Raw genomic sequence first — 24278 nt, forward strand, 5'->3', positions numbered from 1 at the left:
AGAAAATTGTAAGTGAGAGGACGACACGATGTCAGAACGAGGGTTACTAATTGTATTATCAGGTCCATCCGGTGTTGGAAAAGGGACAGTTAGAAAGGCGTTATTTGAAAAAGATGACAATCAATTTGAGTATTCTATTTCAATGACAACACGCCAAATGCGTCAAGGTGAAGTGGAAGGTGTAGATTATTTCTTTCGATCAAAAGAAGAATTTGAGCAATTAATATCTGAAGGAAAAATGTTAGAATATGCCGAGTATGTTGGTAATTATTATGGTACGCCATTAGATTATGTTAATCAGACATTAGATGAAGGCAAAGATGTCTTTTTAGAAATTGAAGTGCAAGGAGCCATGAAAGTCAAAGAAAAAATGCCAGATGGTGTCTTTATTTTTTTAACCCCTCCAGATTTTAGTGAATTAAAAGCACGAATCGTTAATCGTGGAACAGATGCGTTATCAGTGATAGAAAAGCGTATGTCGAAAGCAAAAGAAGAAATTGAAATGATGCGTCATTATGACTATGCTGTAGTCAACGATGAGGTTGAATTAGCAGTACAACGGATTAAAAAAATTATCGAAAGCGAACATTACCGTGTAGATCACGTGATTGATCGCTATGAAAATATGTTAAAGGAGTTATAAACTATGTTATATCCATCAATAGATTCATTATTAGAGCAAGTCGATTCAAAATATTCATTGGTTATTTTAGCAAGTAAGAGAGCTCATGAATTAGACGAAGGTGCGCAACCAATGATTGAACCAGATAAATTTGTCTCTGTCAAAAATGTCGGTCGTGCTCTTGAAGAAATCGCTGTAGGAGATGTGGTTATTGACCCAAATCCAGAGCTAAAAAGAGAATTACTTAGAAGACAAGAAGAAGAGAAAAAAGCATTAAAACGCCGTGAACATCAAGAACTTGAAGCACGTATCCAATTTGAGAAAAAAATGTAACATATAAAACCTAAGAGATAGACCTCTTGGGTTTTTTTATTCGAGTAGAATGCAAAAAAAGAAGGTGAAGAAATGCCCAAAATAGCACATGTGATAGTTGATGTTCCAACGATGCAAACAGATCAACCTTTTACTTATTTAATTCCAAATGATATGGAAGAAGCCATTGAAGTAGGTGTGAGAGTCGATGTGCCATTTGGTAATGGAAATCGTCGAATACAAGGTTTTGTTGTTGATATAGAAAGTGAAAAAGAGGTAGATAACTTAAAACCAATAAAAGCTGTTTTAGATTTACACCCTGTAGTGAATGATGAGTTGTTGCTCTTGGCTGAAGAAATGGCAAAGACGACTTTTTCATTTAAAATTACGTGTCTTCAAACGATGTTACCCAGTGTGATGCGTTCAACTTACAAAAAATGGTTAGTATCAGTGGGAGATATCCCGACTCATATTGAAGAAGAGGTGTTTTTAGGATTAGCAGAGCGTGATTGGGAAGAAATAAAGGATACCCCTTATTTGTCCGAGCTACATCGTTTGAGGCAAGAGGGAGCAGTTGATATTCGTTATGAAGTGACAACCAAAAATAAAGTTAAAACGATGAAAGTTGTGCAAGCAAACTTACCCAAAGAAACACTGCAAGACATTCAAACGCACATTAGGAAAAATGCTCATCAAAAACACAAATTATTAGATTTGTTTATTTCTGAACAAACCGGTGAATTCTCAGTAAAAGAATTAGTTGAGCATTATGACTTATCCAGACAAGTGATTAAAGAAGCAGTGGAATTAGGTTGGTTAGTACAAGATGAACGAGAAGTTTACCGAGATCCATATAAAAATCGGTTGTTTCAACAAGATGACGCATTGGTATTAAATAAAGAGCAACAAGTTGCTTTAGATGCTGTCAGCCAATCTGTTTCAGATCATCAAAATGATGTGTTCTTATTAGAAGGCATTACAGGTAGTGGAAAAACTGAAGTTTATTTACAGGCTATTTCCCATGTATTGGAAGAAGGAAAAACAGCTATTATGCTTGTTCCAGAAATCTCCCTAACTCCTCAAACCGTAACACGATTTAAACGACGCTTTGGAGATAAAGTCGCAGTGTTACATAGCGGCTTGTCTCAAGGTGAAAAATACGATGAGTGGCGAAAAATTGAGCGTAAAGAAGCACAAGTCGTCGTTGGGGCTAGGTCAGCTGTTTTTGCTCCACTAGAAAATATCGGGTTAATTATTATTGATGAGGAACATGAAACAAGTTATAAACAAGATGAATCACCGAGGTATCATGCTAGAAACTTAGCAATTTGGCGAGGAGAGTATCATCGCTGTCCAGTGTTACTTGGAAGTGCGACGCCATCTTTAGAATCACGAGCAAGGGCACAAAAAAATGTGTATCACTTGTTGCAGTTAACCAAACGAGCTTCGGATAATGCTATTTTACCAACTGTATCAGTGGTAGACATGCGACGTGAGTTGAAACAAGGTGTCACAGGTAGTTTTTCAACATCTTTATTAAATGAATTGACTGAGCGTCTAGAGAAAAAAGAGCAGTCGGTCTTGATGTTAAATCGTCGTGGGTATTCTTCCTTTATGATGTGTCGAGATTGTGGTTACGTGTTGCCTTGTCCAAACTGTGATATCTCATTAACGCTTCACATGGATACAAAATCAATGAAGTGTCATTATTGCGGCCATGAAGAAGGTATTCCACAATGTTGCCCAATTTGTGATAGTAAAAAAATTCGTTATTATGGAACAGGGACACAAAAAGTCGAAGAAGAATTGCAACAATTATTACCAGATGCTAGAATTTTGCGCATGGATGTTGATACAACACGTAAAAAAGGAAGTCACGAACGATTATTACAAAAATTCGAAGCCAAAGAAGCAGATATTTTACTTGGCACACAAATGATAGCAAAAGGGCTCGATTTTCCAAATGTGACATTAGTTGGTGTGTTAAACGCAGATACAGCATTAAATCTACCTGATTTTCGTTCAAGTGAGCGGACGTTTCAGTTATTAACACAAGTAAGTGGTCGTGCCGGACGTGGAGAAAAACTAGGTCAAGTGATTATTCAAACCTTTAACCCAGAACATTACGCGATTACTTTAGCAAAAAATCAGCATTACGAAGCATTTTATCAGCATGAGATGAATTTGCGAAGACAAGGGAAATACCCACCTTACTATTACACCGTACAACTTGTGGTGAGCCATGAAGAAGAGCTTCAAGCAGCAAAAAAAATGCACGAGATAGCAAATAAAATCAAACAAGCCTTAACCCCACAAGCCGTCATTTTAGGTCCAACACCAAAACCAATGGCAAGGATGAATCGTCGTTACTTTTATCAAACGGTGATAAAATATCGATTTGAAGAAAATTTAGGGCGAGTACTAGAAGAAATATTACAAGAGAGTCAAAAAGATATTAGAAGCGGCTTGCGCGTTAGTATCGATATGGAACCACAGCATTTTATTTAGTGCTTAAAATAAAGGAGTTTGACATGAGAGACATAATAAAATATCCTAACACTGTATTAACTACCCCGACAAAAAAAGTGACAGAAATTGATGATGAGTTGATAGATTTATTAGATGAAATGCATGCCATTATGCTTGAAAAGGATGGAATAGGACTTGCAGCTAACCAAGTTGGCGTGTCATCTCGAGTGGCTATTGTCCATATAGATGACGAATCAGGTATCTTTGAGATGATTAATCCAGAAATTATAAAAAAATCAGGAAAAACCATCGATGTCGAAGGGTGTTTAAGCTTTCCGGAAGTTTATGGAACAGTGGAGAGATTTGATGATATTACAGTGAGATTTGTTGACAGAGAAGGATATGAAGTTGAGGTTGAGGCCTCAGATTATTTATCGCGTGTGATGCAGCATGAGATAGAACATTTGGATGGTGGGCTATTTATTGATAAAATAATAAAAAGGCTATCACCAGATGAATTAATTGATTACATGGAGGAACATGGTTATGACTAAAATAGTATTTATGGGAACACCGGCGTTTTCAGTGCCAATTTTAGAAGGATTAGTGAGTGAAGGGTATGATGTGGTTGGCGTTGTAACTCAACCAGATAGACCAGTTGGAAGAAAACGTGTGTTAACTCCGCCTCCAGTAAAGCAAGCAGCTCTTGATTTAAAATTACCAGTATATCAACCAGAAAAAATCAGTCAATCAGCTGAATTAGAAGAGATTATCGCGCTTAATCCAGATTTAATCGTCACGGCAGCATTCGGTCAATTTTTACCTGAACGCTTGTTAAAGACTCCTAAATTTGGTGCGATTAATGTCCATGCATCATTATTACCAAAGTATCGTGGAGGAGCACCTGTTCACTATTCAATCATCAATGGTGACAAAGAAACGGGTGTCACAATTATGGAAATGATTAAAAAAATGGATGCAGGAGATATTTTAGCCCAAGAAGCCATTCCTATATTAGATACAGATGATGTTGGAAGTATGTTTGATAAATTAAGTCTTTTAGGCAAGGAATTGTTGTTAAAAACATTGCCAGATTTATTAGCTAACAAGATGACACCAACGCCACAAGATGAATCATTGGTCAGTTTTTCTCCAAATATTTCACGTGAAGAAGAAAGAATTGATTGGAATAAAACAGCCCAAGAAATCGACTGCCAAGTTAGAGGCATGCGCCCATGGCCAGTAGCTTACGCAATGTATCAAGATAAGAGATGGAAAATGTGGGATGTAACCCCATTGCCAGAAAAAACAACAGATAAATCGCCAGGGACAATTATTTTAAAAGATAAGCATTGTTTGCAAGTAGCATGTGGTAAGTCGAGTGTTTTACAATTAAATACTATCCAACCAGCAGGAAAAGGCCAATTAAGTGTGACAGATTTTCTAAATGGAATCGGAAAAACAGTGGAAGTAGGAGACGTTCTTGAGTAAACAAAAACAAGTACCAAAACACATTAAACATACAGCTCGTTATACAGCGTTAGATTTACTAACGAAAATTGCCAATAACCAAGCTTATTCAAATGTTTTAATCAATGAAGCAATCAAACGCCATCAGCTATCTGATAAAGATGCCCGTTTGATGACAGAAATTGTCTATGGCACAATCAGTCGTCAATTGACATTAGAGTATTATTTAGCTCCTTTTATTAAAAAAGCTAAAAAAGTCGATATGTGGGTAAAACAATTATTATACCTATCAATGTATCAAATGATTTATTTAGATAAAGTACCAGAATATAGCATTTTTAATGACGCTGTGACCATTGCTAAAGCAAAAGGAAATCCAGGCATTGGAAAATTTGTTAATGGTGTATTGCGTAACATTCAACGTCATGGAGTGCCTTCTTTAGATAAGATTAAAGATGAAGTAGAACGTTTATCCATTGAAATTAGTATGCCTTTATGGTTAACTAAACGTTTGATAGATGATATTGGATTTGAAGAGACAAAACAACTAGGAGAATCACTTTTGACACCAAGTCATGTGAGTGCACGAATAGATACACGAGTCATTGCAAGAGATGAAGCCATAAATGTGTTGTGTGAAGAAGGATTAGACGTAGAAGAAAGTCAGGTCTCACCTTATGGAGTCGTTGCTAAAAAAGGATTTTTAGCAAGTAGCTCATTGTTTAAAGAAGGAAAAATGACCATTCAAGATGAAAGTTCTATGTTAGTTGCACCAAGTATGCAAATCAATGCAAATGATACTGTGTTAGATGCCTGTGCAGCACCTGGTGGGAAGACGACACATATCGCGACTTTTTTAGAAGCGGATAAAGGCGGAAAAGTCATTTCATTAGACATTCATCAACACAAAATAAAATTGATCAAGTCAAATGCGGAAAGATTACATGTTGAAGATGTTGTTGAGGCGATATTACTAGATGCAAGAGAAGTGAAAAATAACTTTCCAGATGATTATTTTGACCGTGTCTTAATTGACGCACCGTGTTCTGGATTAGGATTATTACGTCGAAAACCAGACATTAAATACCATAAAACTCCCGAAGATTTTATGAATTTACAACGGATTCAATTGGAAATTTTAGAAAGTATTGTGCCAAAAGTAGCACAATGGGGTATAATTACATATAGCACATGTACATTGACTCATGAAGAAAATAAAGATGTGGTAGCGATATTTTTAAACAAACATCCTGAATTTGAGCTAATAGATGTTTTAGAAGCAGCGCATTTATCTAAGAGCTATCATGATAAACAGTTGCAGTTGTACCCACATCATTATCACACAGATGGATTTTTTATCAGTTGTTTTAGACGAAAAGCATAGATTAAGGGAGTGTAAGCATGCAAATTGAATTCCAAACGAGTGTAGGACGTAAAAGAAAAAATAATCAAGATACAGTTGGTGTTTATCAAAATAAAAAAGACATTACATTAGCGATTGTCGCAGATGGAATGGGAGGACACCAAGCTGGAGATACAGCAAGTTATCTTGCCGTTACTGGATTAGGCGAAGTTTGGGAAGAAACCATGTTAACTCAAAAAGACGAGGTATGTGAGTGGTTAGTTTCTCACATTCAAGAAGAAAATACACGAATTTTTGATAAAGGCAGTACCAATCCAGAGATGTTTGGGATGGGTACGACTATTGTATCAACTGTTATTTTAGAAAAAGAATTAATTTTAGCACATGTAGGTGATAGCCGAGCTTATATTGTGAGGAATCAGGAAATTAAACAATTGACTGAAGATCATTCGCTGGTTAATGAACTAATTAAAACGGGTGAAATATCTGTTGAAATGGCTCAAAATCATCCGAAAAAAAATATTTTAGTAAGATCAATTGGCGTACCAGGTGAAGTTGAAGTTGATATATCACTGATCAATTGTCAGGAAAAAGATATAATTTTATTATGTTCAGATGGGTTAACTAATATGTTATCTAATGAAGATATTAAAATGATTATGTCAAATGGCAAGTCACTGAATAGTCGGGTTAATGAGTTAATCGAACAAGCAAATGAAGCTGGCGGAACAGATAATATTACTGTGCTACTGATAGACTTTGATGATGAGTTACAGGAGGATACACCATGATAAATATAGGGACAAAAATAGGGGAACGCTATGAAATAATAGGGAATATTGGTAGTGGTGGAATGGCAAATGTTTATTTGGCACGTGACTTGATTTTAAATCGTGAAGTGGCAATTAAAGTATTACGTTTCGATTTTCAAGATGATCAAAATGCGATTCGACGGTTTCAACGTGAAGCTCTTGCCGCAACAGAAATGGTTCATCCTAATATTGTTAGTGTGTATGATGTAGGAGAAGAAAATGGCATGCAATATATTGTCATGGAATATGTTCGAGGAACTGACTTAAAACATTATATTCGCAATTATTCTCCTATCCCATTAGATACAGTCGTTTACATGATGGAACAGATTTTATCAGCAGTGTCTTTGGCACATGAACATGGTATTATTCATAGAGACTTAAAACCACAAAATGTTTTAGTTGATGAACAAGGAAATGTAAAGATTACAGATTTTGGGATTGCGATTGCTCTATCAGAAACATCATTGACTCAAACTAATACATTGCTCGGGTCAGTACATTACCTGTCACCAGAACAAGCAAGAGGTGGTATGTCAACAAGACAATCTGACATTTATGCATTAGGGATTATTTTATATGAGTTATTGACAGGAACTGTACCGTTTGAGGGGGAATCGGCTGTTTCAATAGCTTTGAAACATTTTCAAAAAGATGTTCCATCTGTTCGACAATATAACCCTAATATTCCACAGGCATTGGAAAATGTGGTGCTCCATGCTACAGCAAAAGAAATTTCAGATCGATATAAAACAGTAAATGACATGTATTCTGATTTAAGTACATCCTTAAGTCCAGAAAGAGCAAATGAACCAATCTATACACCAAGCTCTATGACAGATGAAACGATTATGTTAACACCTGTAAAAGAACCCGATCCAATCGTTTCAAAGATACCTTTGAAAGAATCTGAACTAGATTTATCTGAAGAAGAAAAACCAAAGAAAAAGTCTTCGTCTAAAAGAAATAAAGTTATTTTTAGTCTCCTTGCTATCTTGGTGGCAATTGGCGTGGGATTATTTGCATTAGGGACACGACAAGATGAGGTAGAAATCCCTGATGTCGAAAATATGTCACAGACAGAAGCTATCAATGCATTAGATGCAAAAAAAATAAAAGTTAATTCGAAAATAGAAGAAGTGTCAGATGATAAAATAGCAGAAGGTAATGTTGTTAAGACACAACCGCCAATTGGCACCCGAGTCAAAAAAAAATCTGAAGTAACTTTGTATGTAAGTAAAGGTAAGCAGACTGTTTCGATGATTGAAGTGGAAGGATTAGCTTCTAATAAGGCAAAAAAAGCCTTATTAGATTTAGGTTTTAAAGAAGACAATATACTTGAGAAAAACGAGTCATCGAATGAAGTGGAAAAAGATACTGTTATTTCTCAAAGTATTAAGCAAGGAACAGATATTGTTCCTGAGAACGAGACAATCACCTTAACAATTAGCAAAGGACCAGACAACTTTTCTTTAGCTTATTTAGCGGGTTATACTAGGGATCAAGTTCTTCGTTATATTGATAGCGAAGGATTAATCCTTCAAGGTGAATCGCAAGAATACAGTGCGACTGTTCCACAAGGTCAGGTTATTTATACATCTCCTGCTGGTGGAACACCTGTTAAAAAAGGTGATTATATTCAAGTTGTTTACTCAATGGGTCCAGAACCAGTTAAAACACAACCAAGTAGTTCAACGACGTCTTCAAGTGAAACCACTGAATCAAGTGAAACGACTCAGAGTTCAGAACCTGAAAACGAAGAAAATCATAATAATCACAATAAAGGTAGTAACACCAAACCTAGTCAAAGTGAGCCAAAAGATAAAAAAGATTAATGAAAAATACCCAAGAGTAAAAGGTCGTAACAACCTATCTCTTGGGTATTTTTTATTGATTAAACTAATTTTCTTCTGAGAATAAAAGTACCTACACTAGTAATAATGGTAGAAGCACCTAAAAGTATAAGTGATTGTGAATGGCTATCTGACGTTTTTAGTAAAGTTTTATTAGGATTTCTTGGCTTTTCTGAAGACGAATTTGATGTTGTGACGGCTTTTATATTTACTGTAATGTCAGTGGGGTTTTCTATTAAGTGTTATTATGCTATATTTTTTCTTAAATAAAAGTGAAATATGGTACAATAACCCTAGAATGATATGACTACTAAAGGAGGAAATAAATGCCTAAAGGACAGATATGTAAAGCATTAAGCGGGTTTTATTACATTGATTATAAAGGTAAACGTTATCAAACACGAGCACGAGGTAATTTTAGAAATCGAAATATTACACCACTTGTCGGAGATTGGGTAGAATTTGAGAGTACAAATGAAACAGACGGTTATATTTTAGATGTTTATGAGCGTAAAAATGATTTAGTTAGACCACCAGTCGCTAATATTGATCAGGGCGTTGTCGTATCAAGCTGTGTTGAACCTAATTTTTCAACGAATCTTTTAGATCGCTTTTTAGTTACTCTATCTGAAAAAGACATCGACCCGATTATTTATGTGACTAAAATGGATTTAGCCAATGAAGAAGAACGTAATCATATAGCAGTCATTCAAACAGAATATGAAAAAATAGGCTATCCTGTTTTATTAGCTGACAAAAACTCATTAGAGGATTTAACGCGTTTTTTCAAAGACAAACTAACTGTGTTTATGGGGCAATCAGGTGCAGGTAAGTCGACTTTATTAAATCAATTATCACCAGATTTATCATTAAAAGTAGGAGAGATTTCCGAAAGTTTGGGACGTGGTCGCCATACAACGAGACATGTTGAACTGATTGATTTATTTGGCGGATTAGTAGCAGATACTCCCGGTTTTAGTTCAATTGATTTCTTAGAAATGACACTGGATGAATTGCCGAAACGTTTTCCAGAATTTGTTGAAGCGTCAGTTTACTGTAAATTTAGAGAATGCAAACATCGTCATGAACCAAAATGTGAAGTGAAAAGAAGAGTTGAAATAGGTGAAATATTATCTAGTCGATATGATCACTATTTACAATTTTATGATGAGATTGATAACCGAAAACCAGTATATAAAAAAAATAAATAAAAGTGAGGAAAAAACTATGGTAAAGATAGCACCATCAATATTAAGTGCAGATTTTTCAAAATTGGGAGAAGATGTTAAACGCGTTGATAAAGCAGGAGCAGATTATATTCACATTGATGTCATGGATGGCCAGTTTGTTCCCAATATTACATTTGGTCCGGCACTTATTTCATCTATTAGACCAGTCACTGATTTAGTGTTTGACGTACATTTGATGATGGTTGAACCAGAGCGTTTTATTGAAGAGTTTGCTAAGGTAGGATCTGATATTATTACCGTACATGCTGAAAGTACGAAACATTTACACCGTGTCATTCAACAAATTAAAGCAAGTGGCGTAAAAGCAGGAGTTGTCATTAACCCAGGAACACCAGTTGAGATGATTAAGCCTGTTTTATCAATGGTTGATTTAGTCTTAGTAATGACAGTTAACCCAGGATTTGGTGGTCAAAAATTCATCTCAGAATGTTTAGATAAAGTAAGTGAACTAGCAGAGTTACGACAAGCTAAAGGATACACTTATGAAATTGAAGTTGACGGTGGCGTGGATGATAAGACTGCAAAAGAATGTGTTGAAGCAGGAGCAGATGTGTTAGTGGCCGGATCATATGTTTATAAATATGATGATGTCGCTGAGCCGATTAAAAAATTAAAAGAAGCAGGTAAGTAATGAAAAAGTCGGTTATTGTGTTGGCCGGTAGTGATAAATCATTATGGCCAAGCATGGATAGATTTGATGAAGCAAGTCATATTATTGGGGTTGATAGGGGAGCTTACGAAGGTGTTCGTCATGGGTTATCTGTTGATGTGGCGGTAGGTGATTTTGACTCACTAAGTTCTGAAGAACTGTCTTATGTTAAAGAACATGTAGAAAAAGTGACACAATACCCAGCTGAAAAAGATGAAACGGATACTGAAATTGGTATTTCTGTCGCTAGTGAACTATCAGAAGACGCTAAAATCATCCTAATAGGTGGTACTGGCGGGCGAATAGATCATTTTCTAGCTAATCTATGGTTGCCATTGCAAGATCGCTTTAAATCAGTCGCTACAAGGCTTGTGATAAAAGACAATCAAAATACGATTTCTTATTTTCTGCCAGGAGATTATACAATTGAAAAAGAGCCAGATAAAAAATATTTAGCATATGTTTGTTTAACACCTATGACACATTTATCGTTATATGATGCGAAGTATCGTTTAGATGATGTTGATGTGATGCAACCAACTTCCTATGCAAGTAATGAATTCATTGGTAAAACAACAAGATTTTCATTTTCAAGTGGCATGATGTGTGTCATTCAATCTAAAGACAAATAAAAAAAGCAGCCTCTAGTTAGGTTGCTTTTTTAATATCTATTTTATTAAACGCGTTCAACTTTACCAGATTTCAAAGCACGAGCAGAAACCCAAACTTTTTTTGGTTTACCGTCAACTAAAATACGAACTTTTTGAAGATTAGCTCCCCAAGTACGTTTAGATGCGTTCATTGCGTGAGAACGGTTGTTACCAGTTCTTGCTTTACGACCAGTTATATAACATTGTTTTGCCATGATATTCCCTCCTTTGCTTTGCTGGCATTTTTACGATTCTATTAATCATACTAAAACAATTTATCATAAAAAGAAACAAAAAGCAATAAAAAATATGATAAAGTTACAATAAAAGCGATGTTATAAGCGTTTAAAGATAATTATTCTTTAATAAAAATCGTGTTTATGATAAACTAAAGAATGATAATGGGTAATACTGACTTTGAGGAGGTAGTAAAATGGCTGTAAAAATTAAAACACAAGCTGGAACCATTGAAATTTCAAATGATGTTATAGCAACAGTTGTCGGTGGTGCTGCCACAGATATTTACGGGATTGTTGGTATGGCAAGCAAAAATCAAATTAAAGACAATTTAAATGATATTTTAGGTAAAGAAAACTATTCTCGTGGGGTAGTAGTACGCCAAGAAGAAAACGGTGTAGCAGTGGATGTGTACATCATGGTAAGTTACGGAACAAAAATTTCTGAAGTAAGTCGTAATGTGCAAGAAAAAGTCAAATACAATCTTGAAACAATGCTTGGCGTTGTTGCAAACTCAGTAAATGTTTTTATACAAGGCGTGCGTGTGCAACCTGAATAAAATCATGTGCTATTAAGTGTTAAACATACGAGGAGGAACATTTTAGTGGAACTAAAAGCAATCAACGGAGGGCAATTTCAAGCAATGGTACAAGTTGGAGCCAATAGACTGAACCAAAACGCCGAATTTGTCAATTCTTTAAATGTTTTCCCGGTACCAGATGGTGACACGGGAACAAATATGGATTTATCGATGACTAGTGGAGCAAAAGCTGTTAGAGAGGCAACAACGGAACATGCTGGAGAATTAGCTGCAATCTTATCTAAAGGCCTTTTAATGGGTGCACGTGGTAACTCTGGCGTTATCTTGTCACAATTATTCAGAGGATTCTCAAAAAAAATTGAAGATAAAGAAGAATTAAACGCACAAGACTTAGCAGATGCGTTTAAAAATGGTGTAGAAGTTGCGTATAAAGCAGTGATGAAACCTGTTGAAGGAACAATTTTAACTGTCTCTAGAGGTGCTGCGATTGCCGCTGAGAAAAAAGCAAAAGAGAGTGATGATGCATTAGAAGTCATGGAAGCTGCTCTAAAAGGTGCTAAAAAAGCGTTAGCTAAAACACCTGATATGTTGCCTGTCTTAAAAGAAGTTGGTGTTGTCGATAGTGGTGGACAAGGACTTGTTTTTATCTATGAAGGTTTCGTTGAGTCTTTATCTGGCAAAGTAGTTGAAAGTGAAATTTATCAACCATCACCAGCTCAAATGGAAGAGATGGTTAATGCTGAACATCATCGTAGTGTTCAAAGCCATATGTCAACTGAAGACATTAAATTTGGCTACTGTACAGAAATTATGGTAAAAATTGGTGAAGGACCAACAGTTGATAGTACGTTTGATTATGACACATTTAGAAATTACTTAAATGAAATTGGTGATTCATTATTAGTTGTAGCCGATGATGAAATCATCAAAGTTCATGTTCATACAGAGCAACCTGGTAAAGTCATGAATTATGGTCAAAAATTTGGTTCATTAATCAAAATTAAAGTAGATAACATGCGCTTGCAACACGAATCATTACTTGACACTCCAAGTGCACCAGTTGCAGAAGAACCAAAAGAAAAAGTACCTTATGGTATTATTTCAATTGCTGCTGGTAAAGGAGTTCAAGACTTGTTTAGTAGCATGGGTGTTAATCATGTGATTAGTGGTGGACAAACAATGAATCCAAGTACAGAAGATATTATGTTAGCAATCCAATCAGTGAACGCTGAAAACGTGATTATCTTACCTAATAATAAAAATATCTTCATGGCAGCTGATCAAGCAGCAGAAGTCAGTGATGTGCCAACGATCGTGATTCCATCGAAAACAATTTCTCAAGGAATGACGGCACTATTAGGATTTAATGATCAAGTATCACTTGAAGAAAACCAAAAAAACATGTTAGAAATGCTTGATGGTGTAACAAGCGGTCAAGTCACAACGGCTGTTCGTGACACAAGCATTGATGGCGTTGAAATTAAAACAGACGATAACTTGGGCATGGTTGAAGGAAAAATTGTGGTATCAACTCCAAGTCGTTTTGATGCATGTTTAGAAACATTAAAACAAATGATTGATGATGACACTGAAATTGTGACAATCTTAATTGGAGAAGATGGAACAAATGAAGAAGCATCATTATTAGAAGAAGCGTTGCTTGAAATGGATAGTGATTTAGAAGTTGAGATTCATCAAGGAGATCAACCAGTTTATCCATATTTATTTGCAGCTGAATAAGATAAAAAAGTCAAACATTGGTTTGACTTTTTTTACAGTTAAAAAGGAGGAGTCAAAGTGAAACAGTTAAGTGATAGTGTCGCGACACTTAGTGGTGTTGGCCCAAAGCGTGTGGAGACACTCAAAACATTACACATAGAAACGATTAATGATTTACTGACACATTATCCGTTTCGCTATGACGATATCCAAGAAAAAAAGTTAGAAGAAATTAGTGATCAAGAAAAAGTAGTCTTAAAAGGTATTGCCATTTCTGATGGGGTAGTCAATTACTATGGGCATAAAAAAAGCCGTTTAGTTTTTCGAATGATGGTGGAGCAAGCTGTTATAACTGTGACGTTTTTCAATCAACCCTTTTTAAAAAATAAAATTCGTTCGTCAGAAGAAATTGCCATTTTTGGTAAATGGGATGCAAAGAGAAAGTCGTTAACAGGTCTAAAAATAATGGCGACACAGCAGCAAGAAGAAGAGTTTACTCCCATTTATAGTGTGAATAAACATATCAAACAACAAACACTGGTTCAACTGATTAAACAGGGGTTTGAAGGGTACGGTGAGTTGGTTGAAGAAAACTTACCAGATTATTTATTGGACAAATATAAGCTGATGCCTAAACAACAAGCTGTTAGAGCGATGCATTTTCCAGAATCAATTGAAGAAAATCGTTTAGCCAAAAGGCGATTAACTTTTGAAGAATTTTTCTTATTCCAATTAAAGATGATTCAATTAAAGGAGGAAGAAACAGCCAAAGAACACGGCAATCCTATTTTATATGATGTGGATGAGTTGAAACAGTTTATTAAGACATTACCGTTTGAATTAACGAATGCTCAAAAACGAGTTGTCAACGAAATTTGTGCTGACATGAGAAGTCCTTATCATATGCATCGCTTACTGCAAGGAGATGTTGGTAGCGGGAAAACGATGGTGGCAGCGCTGGCTTTATTTGCAGCCCACACGGCATCCTATCAAGGAGCGTTGATGGTACCAACCGAAATTTTAGCAGAGCAACATATGGAAAGTCTAAGTGAATTGTTTGAAAATACGCCAGTTAGAGTATCATTATTAACAGGTTCGACAAAGACCAAAGCACGTCGACAAATATTAGCTGAACTAGCAGAAGGTGAAATTGATATTTTAGTTGGGACACATGCCTTAATCCAAGAAGAAGTTCAATTCAAAAATTTAGGTCTTGTCATCACAGATGAGCAACATCGTTTTGGTGTAAATCAGCGAAAAATATTACGAGAAAAAGGCAATCATCCAGATGTGTTGTTTATGACAGCGACACCAATACCTAGAACGTTGGCCATCACAGCTTATGGCGAAATGGATGTGTCGATTATTGATGAGTTACCAGCCGGACGAAAACCCATTGAAACACGTTGGGCCTTGCCGAAACAATTGGATAGTATTTTAGCAACTATGCGTGAGTTACTAAGACAAGGGCAACAAGCGTATGTGATTTGTCCGTTGATTGAAGAGTCAGAGATGCTAGATGTAAAAAATGCAACGGAAATTTACGAACACTTATCTACCTTTTTCTCTCCGACGTATCATGTTGATTTATTACATGGCAAGATGAAGGCTGATGAAAAAGACACCATCATGCAAAAGTTCAAAGACAATGACACACAAGTATTGGTTTCAACAACTGTTATTGAGGTTGGAGTAAATGTCCCAAATGCCACGATGATGGTTATTATTGATGCTGATCGTTTTGGTTTAGCCCAGCTTCATCAGTTACGTGGACGTGTTGGACGTGGGAAAAAAGCGTCTTATTGTGTGTTGATAGCTAATCCAAAGAGTGAGCAAGGTAAAGAGCGAATGAAAATCATGACTGAAACGACAGATGGTTTTGTATTGAGTCAAAAAGATTTGGAAATGCGAGGTCCTGGAGACTTTTTCGGCGCCAAACAATCTGGTTTGCCTGAATTTAAAGTGGGGGATATGGTAGCTGATTTTATTATGTTAGAAACAGCAAGAGAAGAAGCCATCAGTCTTTGGAAAACGCCTGATTGGGTACAGGATAAATCGTTTGTACCATTAGCTAAGAGTATCAAGAGCACAACATATCAATTAAATCATTTAGATTAACATGATATAATGAATGTAAATTGTAAAAAAGTGAGGAAATCAATCATGAAAATAGCGGTAGATGCTATGGGTGGAGACAACGCGCCAAAAGCAATTGTTGAAGGTGTGATGTTAGCCAAAAAAGATTTTCCAGATATTGAATTTTTATTATTTGGAAAAGAATCAGCCATTAAAGAATATGTGACAGACGATAAAAATATTACGATTATTCACACAGATGAAAAAATAGAAAGTGATGATGAGCCAGTTAGAGCGATTCGACGAAAAAAACAAGCATCAATGGTTTTAGCAGCTCAAGCTGTTAAAGAAAAACAAGCAGACGCGTTGTTTTCTGCAGGTAATACAGGTGCTCTTTTAGCAGCTGGGCTATTTATTGTGGGACGTATCAAACAAGTGGAGCGACCAGGCTTGATGACAACGATGCCAGTTTTTACAGGTGAAAAAGGGGCTGGATTTGATTTTATTGATATGGGAGCAAATGCTGATAATAAGCCAGAACATTTGTTAACGTATGGTATTTTAGCGTCTTATTATGCCAGTCAAGTTCGTGCCGTGAAAAATCCTCGTGTCGGTCTTTTAAACAATGGGACGGAAGATACTAAAGGAAGCGAGCTAACGAAAAAAGCATTTGAATTATTAAAAGAAGAACCAAGTTTAAATTTTGTCGGAAATGTTGAAGCAAGAGATTTATTTAATGGTGTCGCAGATGTGGTTGTGACAGATGGGTTTACTGGAAATGCCGTGTTAAAATCCATTGAAGGAACAGCTCAAGCTATTATGAGTAATTTAAAATCATCAATTTTAGATAGTGGATTAAAAGGCAAAATGGGCGCATTGCTATTAAAAGATAGCTTAAAAGAATTAAAACAAAAAATGGACTACTCAAATCATGGCGGAGCTGTCTTGTTTGGTGTCAAAGCACCTGTTGTTAAAACACATGGCTCAACAGGACCAGATGCGGTGAGACACACAATTAGACAAATCCATACGATGCTTGAAAAAGATGTAGTAAATAATTTAGTTGCTTATTTTGATGAGCATCAAGCATAGACAAAAAAAGCATTTACAAGTAAAATACTAAGTAGAGTGAGTGGCTTAATAAAAGGAGGAACTTACATGTCTAGAGATGACGTATTTGGTAAAATCCAAACAATTATCGTTGAGCACTTTGAAGTAGATGAAGATAAAGTGACTGAAACAACAAATATCAAAGAAGATTTAGATGCAGATTCAATTAGCATTATGGAATTTGTTTTAGAATTAGAAGATGTCTTTGATGCAGAAATTTCTGATGAAGATGCAGAAAAAATTGAAACAGTTGGCGCAGCAGTTGATTATATCGTTGCAAACCAATAATAAGTAGGGTATCACATAAAGTGGTACTCTTTTTTATTGCCATAAAATAAAAAACTACCAGTCATATGACTGGTAGAAAAAAGGAGTTGTTTTATTTACTTTGGGGGAGTAAATAAAGTAAAAAAATGTAGGGTTGTTTGTTACTACATAAAGAATAATAAATCTTAGCTATGAAATAAATATGAAGACATGTGTGCAATTATTTGAATAAAATTCGATTAATTATCGGCTAAATACGCTTCTTTTTTAAGACGTGTTAATTGTTTAAAGGCATATTCTTTTTTCATGGCTTCACTTTTTGTTTCAAATACTTCATGGTGAATCATTTTTGCCGGTCGTCTTTTTTTTAGTCTAGTATATTTTGACCCCTTACCAGAGTTATGCTCATCTAGTCGTCTTTCTAAGTTTGTGGTATAACCAGCATAAAAAGTATTGTCAGCACATAATAATACGTAAAAATAGTGATGTTTAGCTTGTGCCATGAAGCATCCCCTTAATCTCTGGTAAATACTCATTATCCTCACCATAAACATAAAGAGGGGGAAGAATTCTTAATCCATCTGTTTTCCCATCTTTAATTCCTTCAATAAGTAATGTATTGGCTTCTTTATTCGTTTTGGGGTAGACAAATTGGATTCGTTTTGGGGCAATACGATTTTTTTCCATACTATGTAAAATATCAATCAGTCGATCCGGTCTGTGTACCATCGCAATTTTCCCATTCATTTTTAATAGCTTAGAGGCTTGTTGAAACACATCATCAATTCCTAAATGAATTTCATGACGCGCAATGGCTAAATAAGGATTAGGATTTTTTTTACTATTGGGTGCTTCTTTAAAGTAAGGTGGGTTACACGTGATAAAATCTACTGAATCGGGTTTGATAAATTGCGCGATGTTTTTAATATCAGCATGAATCATGGTCATAGAGTCGTTAAACTGGTTTAATTCGATACTGCGTTTCGCCATATCATAGAGCTTTTCTTGTAGTTCAACGCCAGTAATCGTTGCGTGTGTTCTAGGGCGCATAAATAGGCCGATAGCACCATTTCCAGCGCAAAAGTCGACGATAGTCCCTCTTTTAGGAATCGAGGCAAAATAGGCCAATAAAACGGCATCTAAAGAAAATGAAAACACCTCTGAACTTTGAATGATTTGTATATTCTGGGACAACAGCTGATCGATGCGTTCCCCTGGAAAAAGTTTGGTAGTCAATAAAGTCACATCCTTTGATATCATTTGTATATTATATCAAAGATACCTCGAAATAGAATAAGAAAAACTTGCAAGTTTTGATAGAATTCGGCATACTAATAGGGAATTTAATGTAAAGGATGAAAAAAATGTATCGAGTACTTTTAGCGGTTGTTCGATTTTTAACGTTTGTTATTAATACTAACTCAAGATTTGTTGGTAAAGACAATCTACCAAAAGATAAAAATTATGTCCTAGTCAGCCCACATAGAACATGGTTTGAACCATTGTACTTTGCTATGGGAGCTTGGCCGAAAAAATTTGCTTTTATGGCAAAAAAAGAATTATTTAAAAATCCGATCTTATCTTATATCTTGAAAAAATGTCATGCTTTTCCTGTGGATCGTGATAATCCTGGCCCTAGTGTGATTAAAACACCAGTTAAAACATTGAAAAACACTGATTTAAGCGTCATGGTCTTTCCTAGTGGCAGTCGTTACTCTGAAGAACTAAAAGGTGGTGCGGCACTTATCGCAAAAATGGGGAAAGTTGATATTATTCCAGCTGTGTACCAAGGACCATTGACATTCGGTGGATTGTTTACAAAACGTCGTGTGACAGTTGCGTATGGAACGCCAATTGATATCTCAGATATTAAAAAAATGGACAAAGATGGCATTGCAGAAGTGGAAAGACGTATGCAAGAAGCATTTAATCAATTAGATTATCAAGTCAATCCAGATTTCGTTTATGTGCCACCAGTTAAAAAAGAAAAAATAGACTCTTAGAAATTATTCTAAGGGTTTTTATTTTTTATTGTTGACATGTAGTTAATACAACATCACGTTTGATGGGCATATTTAAATTTTAAATGAATAAAAATGAGAGGTCGTGTTCTTAACTAATAGGTTATTATTTGTAAGGTCATAGTAGTTTTGTTCAAAAATCTGTATATAAAGAAGTTAACAGAAATACTAAAATAAGACTAATATGATCGTAAAAAATAAAAAACTCTCACCATAAAATGATGAGAGAAGGAAGGAAAAAATAAAAAATTTATTTAGCTATTTATTTCTTTTTGGGGGAAAAGAAATAACGTGGATGGTAGGATTCGAACCTACACCTCAAAGGATAAAGAATGAACTGTCTGTTAAATCTCAATGAGTCAAAACACCTCGTTCACCCACAACATAATTAAGTTGTATCAATTAACTATAAACATAGTTTAGCGTGAACCCCTTAAATTTAGCTTAAAAAAGTCTATAGAATTTATGAAATGTGAGAAAAAGTTTTCGTAAAAAAAGTAAGTAGGTCAAGATAAGGAATCCATTAAACAATCTGATTAAAGTTTGTTATAATGGAGAGAAGACCTTTTTGGAGGAATACGATGAAATTTTTACAGACAGCTGATTGGCATATAGGACGTAAATTAAATGGATTCAGTCTACTAGAAGAACAACGAGATGCATTTGATAAAATGCTACAGGTTGCGACAGAACAAGATGTCGATGCAATTGTTGTCGCAGGAGATTTATACGATCGCTCGATGCCGTCTGTTGAGGCAGTTGAGTTGTTAAATACGATGATGATTGAGATGAATCTGGTGCATCAATTTCCTGTCTTAGCCATTTCAGGCAATCATGACAGTGCGACAAGATTATCAACAGGATCTCCTTGGCTGGAAAAAGAGCAATTCTATTTATACACACAGTTGGAACAATTTTTCTCTCCTGTTGTGGTAGGTGATACACAGTTCTTTTTACTGCCTTACATTGAGCCGGTTCATGCAAGATTGTATTTTAATGACGATACACTAGTGACTATTCCACTTGTTATGGAACGTCTTATGACAGAAGCAAAATCATTATTTCTACCAGATAAATACCATGTGTTAGTTAGCCACTTTTTTGTGACTGGCGCGTGTAAAAGTGAATCTGAGACACCGCTTGAAGTTGGAGGGCTTTCTAGTGTACCAGCTGATATGTTTGAGCTGTTTGACTATGTGGCATTAGGGCATTTGCATGATAAAAATGCATTAAGCAATCAAGCGTTGATTAAATACAGTGGGTCATTACTGAAATACTCATTATCTGAGAGAAATCAGGATAAAGGTGTCCGTGTAGTGACTCTAAAAGATGACGGCGTAGACAGTCAGTTTATTCCAATAGCCCCTTTACGAGATGTGGCCCTTTTACGTGGCGAATTTTCAGAATTAACAGATTATGAGTTCTATCAAGACGTAAATCGTGAAAATTATATTGCAGTTGAGTTAACTGATAAAACGAGTGTGCCAAATGCTTTATCAGAACTTAGACAAATTTATCCACGAATGATTAGTTTAGAACGTATCAGCGAACAAAAAGATATCACGGATGAGCGCTATGACGATATCGAGATAAAAAAAGTCTCCCCAAAAGAAGTCATTGCAAACTACTTTGAAGACGTGACCGATGAATCTCTAACCACAAAGCAACATGAATGGTTAGAAGAAGTATTGATTGATGTAGAGAAAGAAAAATAGGAGGGAAATCATGAAGCCTTTAACATTAACGTTAGAACATTTTGGACCATATGAAGATGAGACGATTGATTTTTCTTCTTTTTACGCACAATCATTGTTTTTAATTTCAGGTAAAACAGGTTCTGGGAAGACAACACTTTTTGATGCGATGAGTTATGCATTATACGGAAATACATCAGGTGACGCTCGTGAAGCAAAAGAAATGCGGTCAAATTTTTCGACGATTGATGATGTGACACGCGTAACATTTGTGTTTGAACATGACAAAAAAACGTATCATATCGTTCGTGAGCCGGAGCAATTACGTAGAAGGTTACGTGGTGAGGGAGAAAAATTAGAAAAAGCCAAATCAGTTTTGACGATTTTTGATGAAGATGGGAAAGAAGAAGCACAGTATACCAAACAAATGGATGTTAACATTCATATCCAAGAGTTATTACAACTTAGTGCAAAACAATTTTCGCAAATCGTGATGTTGCCACAAGGTGATTTTCAACGGTTTCTACAATCTGATAGTGACAATAAAGAAGCAGTTTTACGCCAGTTATTTGATACTTCTAAGTATCAAGAAATCGCTAGAAAGCTTAAAGATAAGAAAAAAGAACAATCTAACGAGTTAAAGAAAGAACAACAAAAATTACAAACGCTCTTTGAACAAGTCGAATGGGATGAAGAATTCCTAGAAACTGTGTCAGGTGATAGGACAATCGAAGAAAAATTAGCGTTATATGATAAACAAAAACAAAAAAAAGAGCAACACATTGCTGATTTAAATGATAATGTGACGTTAGTTAAGAAAGAACGGGATGACCAACTTGCTAGGTTAGAAGTAGCTCGAGCGTTAGAAAAATTATTTGTCGAAAAAGAAGAAACCGAAAAAATGCTAGAGAAACGATTGCTTGAAACAGAGAAAATCAATGACTTGAAACAACGTATGACACGTTTTTCTCAATTAGAACCATTAGAAAAAGTACTGATTGATATCAGCGCTTCTCAGATAAAGCTAGATGAACAAGAGCAACAACAAACGATAACCAAAACAGAACTCCACGAGGTAGAAAAACATTACTTGGAATTAGTTGATAAGAAAAGAGCACTAGATAATCAAGAAACAACGATAAAAGAGCTTGAAACTTATTTGGTGAAATTAGAAGAACGTCTGCCATTATTTGAAGAAGAAGCACAGTTAGTTAAAAAACTAGCAGAGTTAGTCATAGAAGAAGAAAAACAAGCAGTTGAATTAAAAAAGTTTGAAACACATGTTGAAAAAGCTAAGAAAAGCCAAGATGAGTTGCAACAAGCAGTGGATACTATTCCTTCTTTATACAAGGAACTGACTAACTTAAAAGAAAAACAAGTGAAAGAAACAGCATTATTAGACGATGTGACATCTTTTCAAACTTATCTTGGTGAAGAAGAGTCTTTAAAAAAAGAGTATGAAAAACATGAAGAGACAATGTCGTTACGACAAAAAGAATTAGAGGACTTAAAGCTTAAATTAGCAGAGAAAAAAGATTCGTGGGCACGAGGTCAAATTGCTAGATTGAGTTTAGATTTGATAAACGGTGAACCTTGTCCAGTTTGTGGCGCGATTGACCATCCAGAACCTGCTCATGTAACACAACTATCCAAAGAAGAGTTTGATGTCTTAGAACAGGAAATAGAAGGTCTCACAACAAAAGAAGAGCAGTTAGTTCAAGATATCAGTCATCTACAAGCACAAAAAGATGCGATACAAGATAAAGTAACTAGTTTAGTATCCAAACAAACCAGTTTATCAGAGAAAATATCAACTAATATGGCAGAGGTAGATAAGACACATTGGTTAGAAACAGTGACTAAACAAGTTAAAATAACCACTCAACAAGTGAGTGATTATACACAACAGCTAACAGAACTTGAAGTCAAACAAGAAGAGTTGGAACAAGCTAAGGCTGAGTTAGGTCAGCTTGATAAAAAACGAAGTGAAAGTCAGGTTACTATCCAGCAAATCAAAGAAGAAAAACGATTGTGTCAACATAGTAATGATGAGTTGAAAAAACGTATAGGAACAGATATCACTTCTTTTGAAGAAGCAAAAAAAGAACAGAAAACAATCAAGCAACAAATTGATACTTGGTATGAAGAAAGCAAACAATGTGACAAATCATTATCTGAGATGATGACTGATAAAACGAAATTACAAACAAGGCTAGAGGAATTAGAACATAATAAACAAGTCCTACAAAACGAATTAACCGAACTTGAAAAAAGTAAAACAGCCTTTTTATTTGATTATCAGTGGGATGAAGAGATGCTTCAAACTATCTTAGCCGATAAAGAAAATAAAGTCAGGTATGAAGAAACCATTGCTCAATTTGAAAAAGAAATTTACTCATTAAAAGAAACGTTATCGAGCTTGAAAGATAAAACGAAAGAAGCAGATAAACCAGATTTAACAAAATTAGAGAAACTATACCAAGTAGCAAACCAAAAGTATGAACAAGTGATAGATGATAAACGTCAACAAGAAATTAAATTGGAGAATAACAATAAAACAATTCAAACGATTCAGATATTGATGACAGATATCAAAGAAGATATGCGAGTATTGCATGAGCTGAGTGTGTTATCAGATGTGTTAAATGGAGATAGTGACCATAAATTAAGCATTGAGCGATATGTGTTGCAAAGCTATCTGCGTAAAATTTTGGCCGTTGCAAACCACACATTGAAAAAACTCACACGAGGTCGATATACCTTTGCATTAAGAGATGCTAAACAATCCTCGAAGAAAAAAACAGGTTTAGAAATTGATATTTTTGATGACAATGTGGGGCAACTAAGAGGAGTCAATACTCTGTCAGGTGGCGAGAGTTTTATTGCGTCTCTTACATTAGCATTGGCACTAGCTGAAGTGATTCAAAGTGAAGCAGGCGGTGTGAAAATTGATGCGATGTTTGTTGACGAAGGGTTTGGCTCGCTAGATGAGGAAGCACTTGAAACAGCGATTCGTGCGCTTGAAACAATGGGTGAGAGTAATCGATTGATTGGCATTATTTCTCATGTTAATGAATTAAAAGAAAGAATCCCACAACAATTAAAAATATCAGTGTCTAAAGACAATCGAAGTCATGCGACACCACAGCTAGAATTCACGTAA

General features: G+C 35.5%; 22 protein-coding genes. 19 read left to right on the forward strand and 3 right to left on the reverse strand.

All coding sequences use genetic code 11. From position 1 onward, the window contains the following. Positions 1 to 28 precede the first annotated feature (28 nt). From gmk to MN187_RS00810, 11 genes are all read left to right on the forward strand, one after another. The gene (gene gmk / locus MN187_RS00760) at positions 29 to 643 is read left to right on the forward strand and encodes a guanylate kinase (protein ID WP_117973496.1); all 615 of its coding nucleotides are present in this window, start codon (positions 29 to 31) and stop codon (positions 641 to 643) included. 3 nt (positions 644 to 646) lie between these two features. Then, positions 647 to 955, forward strand: coding sequence for a DNA-directed RNA polymerase subunit omega (gene rpoZ / locus MN187_RS00765; protein WP_071456043.1), 309 nt, complete (start codon positions 647 to 649; stop codon positions 953 to 955). Positions 956 to 1027: 72 nt separating this feature from the next. Then, complete coding sequence (priA, locus tag MN187_RS00770; RefSeq protein WP_241699573.1) at positions 1028 to 3442, forward strand: primosomal protein N'; 2415 nt, start codon at positions 1028 to 1030, stop codon at positions 3440 to 3442. A 23-nt stretch (positions 3443 to 3465) separates the two neighbouring features. Beyond that, positions 3466 to 3957, forward strand: coding sequence for a peptide deformylase (gene def / locus MN187_RS00775; RefSeq protein WP_117973494.1), 492 nt, complete (start codon positions 3466 to 3468; stop codon positions 3955 to 3957). Beyond that, a complete protein-coding gene (fmt, locus tag MN187_RS00780; RefSeq protein WP_242094009.1) occupies positions 3950 to 4894 on the forward strand; it encodes a methionyl-tRNA formyltransferase in 945 nt (314 codons plus the stop codon). Before def ends, fmt begins: the two co-directional genes overlap by 8 nt. Further along, entirely contained in the window at positions 4887 to 6257 is a 1371-nt protein-coding gene (gene rsmB / locus MN187_RS00785; protein ID WP_242094011.1) for a 16S rRNA (cytosine(967)-C(5))-methyltransferase RsmB, read from the forward strand. Before fmt ends, rsmB begins: the two co-directional genes overlap by 8 nt. A 17-nt stretch (positions 6258 to 6274) precedes the next feature. After that, positions 6275 to 7027 carry a Stp1/IreP family PP2C-type Ser/Thr phosphatase gene (locus MN187_RS00790; protein ID WP_117973492.1) on the forward strand — a complete coding sequence of 251 codons (753 nt, stop codon included), beginning with the start codon at positions 6275 to 6277 and terminating at the stop codon, positions 7025 to 7027. Then, a complete protein-coding gene (pknB, locus tag MN187_RS00795; protein WP_242094013.1) occupies positions 7024 to 8883 on the forward strand; it encodes a Stk1 family PASTA domain-containing Ser/Thr kinase in 1860 nt (619 codons plus the stop codon). Before MN187_RS00790 ends, pknB begins: the two co-directional genes overlap by 4 nt. Before the next feature lie 344 nt (positions 8884 to 9227). After that, positions 9228 to 10112: a ribosome small subunit-dependent GTPase A gene (gene rsgA / locus MN187_RS00800; protein WP_242094015.1), complete on the forward strand. Its 885-nt coding sequence runs from the start codon at positions 9228 to 9230 to the stop codon at positions 10110 to 10112. A 16-nt stretch (positions 10113 to 10128) separates the two neighbouring features. After that, entirely contained in the window at positions 10129 to 10782 is a 654-nt protein-coding gene (gene rpe, locus MN187_RS00805) for a ribulose-phosphate 3-epimerase (protein WP_242094017.1), read from the forward strand. Beyond that, complete coding sequence (locus tag MN187_RS00810) at positions 10782 to 11432, forward strand: thiamine diphosphokinase (RefSeq protein ID WP_117973489.1); 651 nt, start codon at positions 10782 to 10784, stop codon at positions 11430 to 11432. Before rpe ends, MN187_RS00810 begins: the two co-directional genes overlap by 1 nt. Positions 11433 to 11476: 44 nt before the next feature. Here MN187_RS00810 and rpmB read toward each other — a convergent pair whose 3' ends face one another. Continuing rightward, the gene (gene rpmB, locus MN187_RS00815; RefSeq protein ID WP_071456053.1) at positions 11477 to 11665 is read right to left on the reverse strand and encodes a 50S ribosomal protein L28; all 189 of its coding nucleotides are present in this window, start codon (positions 11663 to 11665) and stop codon (positions 11477 to 11479) included. Positions 11666 to 11883: 218 nt separating this feature from the next. Here rpmB and MN187_RS00820 point away from each other — a divergent pair, with 218 nt between their 5' ends. The 5 genes from MN187_RS00820 (at position 11884) to acpP (ending at position 17421) form a co-directional block, all read left to right on the forward strand. Then, the gene (locus MN187_RS00820) at positions 11884 to 12246 is read left to right on the forward strand and encodes an Asp23/Gls24 family envelope stress response protein (RefSeq protein WP_071456054.1); all 363 of its coding nucleotides are present in this window, start codon (positions 11884 to 11886) and stop codon (positions 12244 to 12246) included. An 84-nt stretch (positions 12247 to 12330) separates the two neighbouring features. Further along, positions 12331 to 13968: a DAK2 domain-containing protein gene (locus MN187_RS00825; RefSeq protein ID WP_242094582.1), complete on the forward strand. Its 1638-nt coding sequence runs from the start codon at positions 12331 to 12333 to the stop codon at positions 13966 to 13968. A 57-nt stretch (positions 13969 to 14025) separates the two neighbouring features. Then, the gene (recG, locus tag MN187_RS00830; RefSeq protein WP_242094019.1) at positions 14026 to 16065 is read left to right on the forward strand and encodes an ATP-dependent DNA helicase RecG; all 2040 of its coding nucleotides are present in this window, start codon (positions 14026 to 14028) and stop codon (positions 16063 to 16065) included. A 45-nt stretch (positions 16066 to 16110) separates the two neighbouring features. Further along, positions 16111 to 17115 carry a phosphate acyltransferase PlsX gene (gene plsX, locus MN187_RS00835; RefSeq protein ID WP_117973487.1) on the forward strand — a complete coding sequence of 335 codons (1005 nt, stop codon included), beginning with the start codon at positions 16111 to 16113 and terminating at the stop codon, positions 17113 to 17115. Between the two features lie 66 nt (positions 17116 to 17181). After that, positions 17182 to 17421, forward strand: a complete 240-nt coding sequence (gene acpP, locus MN187_RS00840) for an acyl carrier protein (RefSeq protein WP_117973486.1) — start codon at positions 17182 to 17184, stop codon at positions 17419 to 17421. Between the two features lie 218 nt (positions 17422 to 17639). On the opposite strand, the gene MN187_RS00845 is transcribed toward acpP, so the two are convergent. Together MN187_RS00845 and MN187_RS00850 are read right to left on the reverse strand one after the other, a co-directional pair. Beyond that, complete coding sequence (locus MN187_RS00845; protein WP_117973485.1) at positions 17640 to 17903, reverse strand: GIY-YIG nuclease family protein; 264 nt, start codon at positions 17901 to 17903, stop codon at positions 17640 to 17642. After that, a complete protein-coding gene (locus MN187_RS00850; RefSeq protein ID WP_233519197.1) occupies positions 17890 to 18636 on the reverse strand; it encodes a tRNA1(Val) (adenine(37)-N6)-methyltransferase in 747 nt (248 codons plus the stop codon). Before MN187_RS00850 ends, MN187_RS00845 begins: the two co-directional genes overlap by 14 nt. Positions 18637 to 18764: 128 nt before the next feature. On the opposite strand from MN187_RS00850, the gene MN187_RS00855 reads away from it, so the two are divergent. From MN187_RS00855 to MN187_RS00865, 3 genes are all read left to right on the forward strand, one after another. Then, positions 18765 to 19403, forward strand: a complete 639-nt coding sequence (locus MN187_RS00855; protein WP_242094022.1) for a lysophospholipid acyltransferase family protein — start codon at positions 18765 to 18767, stop codon at positions 19401 to 19403. A 599-nt stretch (positions 19404 to 20002) separates the two neighbouring features. Beyond that, on the forward strand, positions 20003 to 21136 hold the full coding sequence (locus tag MN187_RS00860) for an exonuclease SbcCD subunit D (RefSeq protein WP_117973482.1): 1134 nt from the start codon (positions 20003 to 20005) through the stop codon (positions 21134 to 21136). Between the two features lie 10 nt (positions 21137 to 21146). Further along, the gene (locus MN187_RS00865) at positions 21147 to 24278 is read left to right on the forward strand and encodes an AAA family ATPase (RefSeq protein ID WP_242094024.1); all 3132 of its coding nucleotides are present in this window, start codon (positions 21147 to 21149) and stop codon (positions 24276 to 24278) included.

This window comes from Vagococcus sp. CY52-2, assembly GCF_022655055.1.
Taxonomy (GTDB): Bacteria; Bacillota; Bacilli; order Lactobacillales; family Vagococcaceae; genus Vagococcus.

Excerpts from the sequence above, each read along its gene's own strand:
- acpP (WP_117973486.1), top strand. The coding sequence starts at position 17,182 with ATGTCTAGAGATGACGTATTTGGTAAAATCCAAACAATTATCGTTGAG.
- rsgA (WP_242094015.1), top strand. The coding sequence starts at position 9,228 with ATGCCTAAAGGACAGATATGTAAAGCATTAAGCGGGTTTTATTACATT.
- MN187_RS00820 (WP_071456054.1), top strand. The coding sequence starts at position 11,884 with ATGGCTGTAAAAATTAAAACACAAGCTGGAACCATTGAAATTTCAAAT.
- MN187_RS00845 (WP_117973485.1), bottom strand. The coding sequence starts at position 17,903 with ATGGCACAAGCTAAACATCACTATTTTTACGTATTATTATGTGCTGAC.
- rpmB (WP_071456053.1), bottom strand. The coding sequence starts at position 11,665 with ATGGCAAAACAATGTTATATAACTGGTCGTAAAGCAAGAACTGGTAAC.
- pknB (WP_242094013.1), top strand. The coding sequence starts at position 7,024 with ATGATAAATATAGGGACAAAAATAGGGGAACGCTATGAAATAATAGGG.
- MN187_RS00865 (WP_242094024.1), top strand. The coding sequence starts at position 21,147 with ATGAAGCCTTTAACATTAACGTTAGAACATTTTGGACCATATGAAGAT.
- plsX (WP_117973487.1), top strand. The coding sequence starts at position 16,111 with ATGAAAATAGCGGTAGATGCTATGGGTGGAGACAACGCGCCAAAAGCA.
- priA (WP_241699573.1), top strand. The coding sequence starts at position 1,028 with ATGCCCAAAATAGCACATGTGATAGTTGATGTTCCAACGATGCAAACA.
- rpe (WP_242094017.1), top strand. The coding sequence starts at position 10,129 with ATGGTAAAGATAGCACCATCAATATTAAGTGCAGATTTTTCAAAATTG.
- gmk (WP_117973496.1), top strand. The coding sequence starts at position 29 with ATGTCAGAACGAGGGTTACTAATTGTATTATCAGGTCCATCCGGTGTT.
- MN187_RS00860 (WP_117973482.1), top strand. The coding sequence starts at position 20,003 with ATGAAATTTTTACAGACAGCTGATTGGCATATAGGACGTAAATTAAAT.
- MN187_RS00825 (WP_242094582.1), top strand. The coding sequence starts at position 12,331 with ATGGTACAAGTTGGAGCCAATAGACTGAACCAAAACGCCGAATTTGTC.
- rpoZ (WP_071456043.1), top strand. The coding sequence starts at position 647 with ATGTTATATCCATCAATAGATTCATTATTAGAGCAAGTCGATTCAAAA.
- MN187_RS00855 (WP_242094022.1), top strand. The coding sequence starts at position 18,765 with ATGTATCGAGTACTTTTAGCGGTTGTTCGATTTTTAACGTTTGTTATT.
- MN187_RS00810 (WP_117973489.1), top strand. The coding sequence starts at position 10,782 with ATGAAAAAGTCGGTTATTGTGTTGGCCGGTAGTGATAAATCATTATGG.
- fmt (WP_242094009.1), top strand. The coding sequence starts at position 3,950 with ATGACTAAAATAGTATTTATGGGAACACCGGCGTTTTCAGTGCCAATT.
- MN187_RS00790 (WP_117973492.1), top strand. The coding sequence starts at position 6,275 with ATGCAAATTGAATTCCAAACGAGTGTAGGACGTAAAAGAAAAAATAAT.
- def (WP_117973494.1), top strand. The coding sequence starts at position 3,466 with ATGAGAGACATAATAAAATATCCTAACACTGTATTAACTACCCCGACA.